Below are 6,737 nucleotides of genomic sequence, written 5' to 3' on the forward strand. Positions count from 1 at the left end.
TCGAGATCACCGTCCAGCTGCCGGCCGGCTCCCGCGTCGAGGCGAAGACCGCGGCCGCCGAGTTCCGCGGCGTCGGCCGCCTCGGCGACGTCACCTTCGAGGCCGCCCAGGGCACGGTCAAGCTCGACGAGACCGCGAGCGCCCACCTCACCCTCATGGCCGGCGACGTCTCCATCGGACGCCTGGGCGGCCCCGCTCAGATCACCACCCAGAAGGGCGACCTCCAGATCGCCGAGGCCCACCGCGGCACCGTCGAACTGTCCACCCAGGCGGGCGACATCACGGTCGGCGCCGCCCGCGGGATCTCCGCCACCCTCGACGCCGGCACCGCCTACGGCCGGATCAGCAACGCCCTCGCCAACACCGACGGCGCCGCCGCCGGCCTCACCATCCGCGCCACCACCTCCTACGGCGACATCACCGCCCGCAGCATCTGACCCGCAGTCACCGCATCCGAAGGAGCACTCCCCATGACCAACCTGGCCATCGCGGCGAACGGGCTGCGCAAGTCCTACGGCGACAAGGTCGTTCTCGACGGGATCGACCTGGCGGTCCCCGCCGGCACGGTCTTCTCCCTGCTCGGCCCGAACGGCGCCGGCAAGACCACCGCCGTCAAGATCCTCTCCACCCTCCTCGGCGCGGACCCGGGCACCGGAGCCATCCACATCAACGGCCACGACCTGGCCGCCGACCCGCAGGCCGTGCGCGCCTCGATCGGTGTCACCGGCCAGTTCTCCGCCGTCGACGGTCTGATCACCGGCGAGGAGAACATGCTCCTCATGGCGGACCTGCACCACCTCTCCCGCGGTGAGGGACGGCGGGTGGCCGGCGAACTGCTGGAGCGCTTCGACCTGGTCGAGGCCGCCAAGAAGCCCGCCGCCAGCTACTCCGGCGGGATGAAGCGCCGCCTCGACATCGCGATGACGCTGGTCGGCGACCCGCGGATCATCTTCCTCGACGAGCCCACCACCGGCCTCGACCCGCGCAGCCGCCACAACATGTGGCAGATCATCCGCGAACTCGTCACCGGCGGCGTCACCGTCTTCCTCACCACCCAGTACCTGGAGGAGGCCGACCAGCTCGCCGACCGCATCGCCGTGCTCAACGACGGCAGGATCGCCGCCCAGGGCACCGCCGACGAGCTGAAGCGGCTGATCCCCGGCGGGCACGTCCGCCTCCGCTTCACCGACCCGGCCGCCTACCGGTCCGCGGCCCTCGCCCTGCACGAGGTCACCCGGGACGACGAGGCGCTGGCGCTGCAGATCCCCAGCGACGGCAGCCAGCGCGACCTGCGCTCGGTCCTCGACCGGCTGGAGGCCGCCGGCATCGAGGCGGACGAGCTGACCGTGCACACCCCCGACCTCGACGACGTGTTCTTCGCCCTCACCGGCCCGGCCACCGTCCCCAACCAGTCCAAGGAGAACGTCCGATGAGCTCCCTCTCCCTCGCCGTGCGCGACTGCTCCACGATGCTGCGCCGCAACCTCCTGCACGCCCGGCGCTACCCGTCGCTGACGCTGAACCTGCTGCTCACCCCGGTGATGCTGCTGCTGCTCTTCGTCTACATCTTCGGCGACGTGATGAGCGCCGGCATGGGCGGCGGCGCCGCCGACCGCTCCGACTACATCGCGTACGTCGTCCCCGGCATCCTGCTGATGACCATCGGCAGCACCGTCATCGGGGCCGCGGTGTCCGTCTCCACCGACATGTCCGAGGGCATCATCGCCCGCTTCCGCACCATGGCGATCCACCGCGGCTCCGTGCTCGTCGGGCACGTCGTCGGCAGCGTCCTGCAGTCACTCGCCAGCGTGGTCCTCGTCGGCGCCGTCGCCGTCGCCATCGGCTTCCGGTCCACCGATGCCACGGCCCTGGAGTGGCTGGCCGCGTTCGGGCTGATCGCCCTCTTCGCCCTGGCGCTCACCTGGATCGCCGTCGGGATGGGCATGGCCAGCCCGAACGCCGAGGCCGCCAGCAACAGCGCGATGCCGCTGATCCTGCTGCCGCTCATCTCCAGCGCGTTCACCCCGGTCGAGGCGATGCCGGGCTGGTTCCAGCCGATCGCCCAGTACCAGCCGTTCACACCGGCCATCGAGACCCTGCGCGGCCTGCTCCTCGGCACCGAGATCGGCTACAACGGCTGGCTCGCGGTCGCCTGGTCCCTCGGCCTGGCGGTGCTGGGCTACCGCTGGTCGGCGGCCTCCTTCAACCGCGACCCGAAGTAACCGGTATGAGCGTGCGGGCCTCCTCCCGCAGCATCGTCCCGCCCCTGGGCGGCGTACACCGACACGGCGGTCGGGGTACGCCGCCCGTCGGCGTCGTGGCCCACGTGCGGGAAGTCCTCGGCCATGCCGACGCTCGTCCAGAGGTGCTTGAACACCGACCACAGGCGGTGGCCGGAGCCGCCGTCGTCATGGGACGCCGGGGCGGTGGAGGAGTGCGGGGTGCGCGGTGCGGCGGGGGCGCCCCGGGCCCCGTGGACCAGGCCGGCGCCCGCGGCGGCGAGGACGGCCAGGACAGTCACGACCACGGGCAGGACAAGACGCCGGGTGCGGGTCCGGTTGCGGGTCCGGGTGGGGATGCCGGCCATGGGAATGCTCCTCGGGAGGCGGGGCGCGCGGGGCGGGGTGGTGAGCCCGTGCATCCAGTCAGCCCGAGGGAGCGGATCGCGTCATGTCGCTGGAGTTCGGGACTTGACAGTCCGCGGACCGCTCAGCCGGCGGCCCAGAACTGGGCCAGAGCCGCCTCCTTGTAGGGCTCCGGGGTCACGCTCAGGTCCCCTGCGAAGGGGCGGTCCAGGGCCACCACCAGGAGCAGGCTGAAGCCGATCAGCCCGGCCACGGCCGATACGAAGAGCAGCTGCATCTTCAGGCTGCGCAGCCCGAACAGGAAGGTGAGCGGGACGATCACGAACGCGCCCCCGTACACCAGTACCTGGAGCAGGATCGGCAGCGAGCTCTCGGCCATCGTGACGCGGGCCCGGCGCTGGGCCGCGACGTCGTTGAGGCGGGTGACCGCCTCGGCGTAGAAGGTCTCGGCGCGGGTGCCCTGCGGCTCGTAGGCCAGGAGCGCCTGGTAGAGGGCGTGGGTCTGCGGGCCGGTCGCCTCGTAGCTCGGCCGCCCGTCGCGCATCAGCGGCCACTGCACCTCGACGACGGCGTGCGTGTACGCGCCGACCGCCTGCTGCACCCGGTCGCGGTCGGCCGGCGGGAAGGCGTCGGCGCTGCGGACGACGAGGGCCAGGTCGGTGGCCTCGCTGGCGACGATGTTCTGGGTGTTCTCCAGCTGCGTCCACAGGGTGACGACGACGAAGGCGAGGATGATGCCGTAGATCGCGCCGAACATGCCGAGCGCGACCCCGACCATCTCGTTGTGTTCGCCCCGGGCCAGGTGCGGGAAGCGGCGGCGGGCGGCCACGCTCCCGGCCACGGCGAGGCCGGTGAGGCCGCCGACCAGGAGGACGGCGATGACGAAGGTGCTGAGGTGGTTGAGCAGCCAGAGGATCATGCCCTGCTCAACGAGCACCGCCGCCCGGGAGCCCGGCCTCCCGGGCATCGATGAGCTCGTCCCCGTGCTCCCGGGTCCAGGGGGCTGAGGTCACTCGACCTTCGGGGTCTTGGGGAGGCCGGCGGTCAGGGCCGCGCCGGCGCCCTTGAGGGAGGAGTCCGTGGCCTGGCCGGCGGATCCGGCCGCCTGGGTGGTCGCGCCCACCGCGGTCTTGGTGTCCTGTACGGCCTGGGTCGGGTGGTCGACGATGTCCACGACCCGGCCGACGACCGGGGGCGCCTGGTCGGGTGCCTCGTCGGCGTGCGCGGCGGCGGGTACGAGGGCGAGGGCGCCACCGGAGACGACCAGGGCGGCAAGGGTGCGCTTCAAGGCGTTCATGCACCGTCCAACGACCCCGCCGCACACCTGGTCACCGCCCGCGCCCGGGTTGGCGCCGTGGAACGGCCCGGAAACGCCCGCGGCCCCGGATCGGGGGAATCGATCCGGGGCCGTGGGGCATGACTCGGCGGGTGGGGCGCAGGGGCGCGGGGACGGTCAGTCCTCGACCACCAGGGCCGGGGTGGACTTCGTCAGGACCTCGCCGCGGAAGAAGGCCGGGCTGCGGCGCTCGGTGACGAACATGATCACCAGGCCGAGGGCCAGCAGGCCGACGCCGATGACGAAGACGTTGCCGACGTCGAGGCCGGGGAGCGTGGAGCCCGAGCCGTAGGACGGGTCCCAGGCGTCGTAGAGGGTCTTGAAGAAGACCGCGGCCAGCAGCAGGCCGCCCAGGATCGGGAAGACGCCCTTGAAGAACAGGTCGCGGGCGGAGCGGCGCAGCTCGCCGCGGAAGTACCACGCGCAGGCGAAGGCCGTCAGCGAGTAGTAGAAGCAGATCATCAGGCCGAGCGCGAAGATCGTATCGGTGAGGACGTTCTCGCTGACCAGGGTCATGACCGTGTAGAAGACGCCGGTCGCGACGCCCGCCATGACGGTGGCGCGGCCCGGGGTCTTGAAGCGCGGGTGGACCTTGGCGTAGGAGGGCGGCAGGGCCTCGTACGTCGACATGGCGAGGACCGTGCGGGCCACCGGGATGAAGGTGGTCTGCAGGGAGGCCGCGGCGGAGGCCAGGACGGCCACGAAGAGCAGGATGCCGAGGACCGGGCCCATGACGGGGCCGGCGAGGGCGGCGAAGACGTTGCCCGAGGTCTCCTCGTTGGCGAGGCCGAGGCCCTCGCCGCCGGAGCCGACGGCCATCTGTGCGGCGACGCCGGTGGCCAGGTAGGAGCCGACCAGGACGATCATCGCGATGAGCGAGGCGCGGCCGGGGGTCTTCGTCGAGCCGGTGGTCTCCTCGTTGGTGGCCAGGCACGCGTCCCAGCCCCAGTACATGAAGATCGAGAGCGAGAGTCCGGCGGTGAAGGCCGCCATGGACTCGACCGCGAAGGGGTTCATCCAGGACCAGGAGAAGTCCAGGCCGGTGTCGAAGGTGCCGGCGGAGGCCTTCTGGAAGGCCATGGCGACGAAGATGGCGAGCACGACGAGCTGGAGGCCGACCAGGGCGTACTGGACGCCCTTGGTGGCGGTCATGCCGCGGTAGCTGATGGCGGTCGCGACGGCGATCAGCGTGAGGCAGGTGACGATGTGGACGAGCTTGTCGTCGTCCAGGGCGGCGATCGACGGATTGTTCGTGATCTCGCCGGCCAGCAGCCAGAAGTACGAGGTGGCGACGCCCGCGAGGTTGGAGAGCACGATGATCGTGGCGATGACCAGGCCCCAGCCGCACATCCAGCCGATCCGCGGGCCGAAGGCCTTGACGGTCCAGGTGAAGGAAGTGCCGCAGTCCGGCATGGCCTTGTTGAGCTCGCGGTAGGCGAAGGCGACCAGGAGCATCGGGAGGAAGCCGGCGAGGAAGATCGCGGGCATCTGCATGCCGACCTCACCGGCGGTGGAGCCGAGGGTCGAGGTCAGGCAGTAGACCGGGGCGACGGTCGAGATGCCGATGACGGCGCTTCCGACCAGTCCGACGGACCCCTTGCCGAGGCCCTTGCCGCGAACGTCGCCCTCGGCGACGCCGCTTACCGTGTCTCCGGCCCGAGGCCGAACGTCCAGCTGAGTCATGAGTCAGGACGTTAGATGCTGCGTTTTCCACATCTGGATGATCGGAGTCCAGAACTCAACACCCCCGAACGCCTTCGAATCCTGAGACCGAGACCGTTCACAAGCACTTAATGCAAGGTTCACTTTGGCGTGCGCCCGCGCTTCGGCAGGCCCGACCGAGACTCTTTCGGCATGCGGAAACCGCAGCCATGTCCGTTTTGCGCATTTTCAAAGTTTCCGTCGTGACTTTGCGGTGACCAGTGGTAACGGGGGATCCGGGCGGGTTTGCCGTGGCCATGATCACCGGCCTAGAGTCGCCGCCGTTCAAGGTCATTTACACGGGGGACGAAAACACTCATGCGCACCAGCACAGCACTCCTGGCATCGGCCACGGCCGTCGCCGCCCTGCTCACCCTCACCGCCTGTGGCGGAGGCGAGAGCGGCGCGGCACCGGTCATCGGTGTCGGCTCCGGCGCGGACGGCGGCACCGGCGCCGACACCGACGGCGGACCGAACGAGGGCACGCTGGAGAACCCGACGAAGAACGGCGGGGTCAACGGGAACGCCCCCAAGGACGGGACGGCCTTCCAGAAGCTGCCCAAGGCGGCCACCATGGCCGCGGCCGCCCGCTTCGTCGGCCGGTTCACCGACTGCGACCCGATCAAGCCCGTCACCCCGGGCAGCAGCGGATCGAGCACGGGTCCGGACGAGAAGTTCATCAAGGCCGCCACCGTCATCGAGCGCGGAACGTGCGACGGCGGCCGCACCACGATCTACATGATCAAGGACCCGAAGGCCTTCCAGACCGCCTTCAAGGCCGAGATCGCCGCGCAGGCGGGTGGGAACCCCAACGCCGGCATCGTCATCGGGCAGGACTTCGCCGTGGGATCCGTGGACTCGGACTCCATGAGCGCCCTGCTGAAACCGCAGGCCGGACTCCTGATGCTGAACTGCCACGAGAAGTTCACCGCGCCGAGCGGCTACCGGAAGGAACCGGCCCTCGTGAAGGGCTGTGTCCTCACCGACTACTACGTGGACTGAGCGGGCGACCCGGCATGACCGGTCCCGGGGGGGGGGGGGGGGGGGGGGGGGGGGGGGGGGGGGGGGGGAGGGGGGGGGGGGGGGGGGGGGGGGGGGGGGGGGCAGGGGGAAGGG

At 71.0% G+C, this 6,737-nt stretch carries 8 protein-coding genes; 4 read left to right on the plus strand and 4 right to left on the minus strand.

The annotated features are described in order from the left end of the window. From ACZ4YL_RS37000 to ACZ4YL_RS37010, 3 genes are all read left to right on the plus strand, one after another. On the plus strand, nt 1-437 hold a 437-nt coding region (locus ACZ4YL_RS37000; protein ID WP_468122526.1), incomplete at its 5' end, for a DUF4097 family beta strand repeat-containing protein. A gap of 33 nt (nt 438-470) precedes the next feature. Next, nucleotides 471-1,433: an ATP-binding cassette domain-containing protein gene (locus ACZ4YL_RS37005; RefSeq protein ID WP_468122528.1), complete on the plus strand. Its 963-nt coding sequence runs from the start codon at nt 471-473 to the stop codon at nt 1,431-1,433. Continuing rightward, on the plus strand, nt 1,430-2,221 hold the full coding sequence (locus ACZ4YL_RS37010; protein WP_468122530.1) for an ABC transporter permease: 792 nt from the start codon (nt 1,430-1,432) through the stop codon (nt 2,219-2,221). The genes ACZ4YL_RS37005 and ACZ4YL_RS37010 overlap by 4 nt, the downstream gene beginning before the upstream one ends. Here the strand turns inward: ACZ4YL_RS37010 and ACZ4YL_RS37015 are convergent. The 4 genes from ACZ4YL_RS37015 to ACZ4YL_RS37030 form a co-directional block, all read right to left on the minus strand. Beyond that, nucleotides 2,179-2,586: a hypothetical protein gene (locus tag ACZ4YL_RS37015; RefSeq protein WP_468122532.1), complete on the minus strand. Its 408-nt coding sequence runs from the start codon at nt 2,584-2,586 to the stop codon at nt 2,179-2,181. The genes ACZ4YL_RS37010 and ACZ4YL_RS37015 overlap by 43 nt on opposite strands. 122 nt (nt 2,587-2,708) lie before the next feature. Next, on the minus strand, nt 2,709-3,503 hold the full coding sequence (locus tag ACZ4YL_RS37020) for a bestrophin-like domain (RefSeq protein WP_468122682.1): 795 nt from the start codon (nt 3,501-3,503) through the stop codon (nt 2,709-2,711). Between the two features lie 90 nt (nt 3,504-3,593). Then, entirely contained in the window at nt 3,594-3,881 is a 288-nt protein-coding gene (locus ACZ4YL_RS37025) for a hypothetical protein (RefSeq protein ID WP_468122534.1), read from the minus strand. A 156-nt stretch (nt 3,882-4,037) separates the two neighbouring features. Then, the gene (locus ACZ4YL_RS37030; protein ID WP_468122536.1) at nt 4,038-5,603 is read right to left on the minus strand and encodes an APC family permease; all 1,566 of its coding nucleotides are present in this window, start codon (nt 5,601-5,603) and stop codon (nt 4,038-4,040) included. Nucleotides 5,604-5,939: 336 nt separating this feature from the next. Here ACZ4YL_RS37030 and ACZ4YL_RS37035 point away from each other — a divergent pair, with 336 nt between their 5' ends. Beyond that, nucleotides 5,940-6,623 (plus strand): hypothetical protein, encoded by a 684-nt coding sequence (locus ACZ4YL_RS37035; protein ID WP_468122538.1) that lies wholly within the window; start codon nt 5,940-5,942, stop codon nt 6,621-6,623. Nucleotides 6,624-6,737 lie beyond the last annotated feature (114 nt).

Source organism: Streptomyces sp. NPDC030021 (assembly GCF_055574035.1).

Excerpts from the sequence above, each read along its gene's own strand:
- ACZ4YL_RS37025 (WP_468122534.1), bottom strand. The coding sequence starts at position 3,881 with ATGAACGCCTTGAAGCGCACCCTTGCCGCCCTGGTCGTCTCCGGTGGC.
- ACZ4YL_RS37015 (WP_468122532.1), bottom strand. The coding sequence starts at position 2,586 with ATGGCCGGCATCCCCACCCGGACCCGCAACCGGACCCGCACCCGGCGT.
- ACZ4YL_RS37035 (WP_468122538.1), top strand. The coding sequence starts at position 5,940 with ATGCGCACCAGCACAGCACTCCTGGCATCGGCCACGGCCGTCGCCGCC.
- ACZ4YL_RS37020 (WP_468122682.1), bottom strand. The coding sequence starts at position 3,503 with ATGATCCTCTGGCTGCTCAACCACCTCAGCACCTTCGTCATCGCCGTC.
- ACZ4YL_RS37005 (WP_468122528.1), top strand. The coding sequence starts at position 471 with ATGACCAACCTGGCCATCGCGGCGAACGGGCTGCGCAAGTCCTACGGC.
- ACZ4YL_RS37010 (WP_468122530.1), top strand. The coding sequence starts at position 1,430 with ATGAGCTCCCTCTCCCTCGCCGTGCGCGACTGCTCCACGATGCTGCGC.
- ACZ4YL_RS37030 (WP_468122536.1), bottom strand. The coding sequence starts at position 5,603 with ATGACTCAGCTGGACGTTCGGCCTCGGGCCGGAGACACGGTAAGCGGC.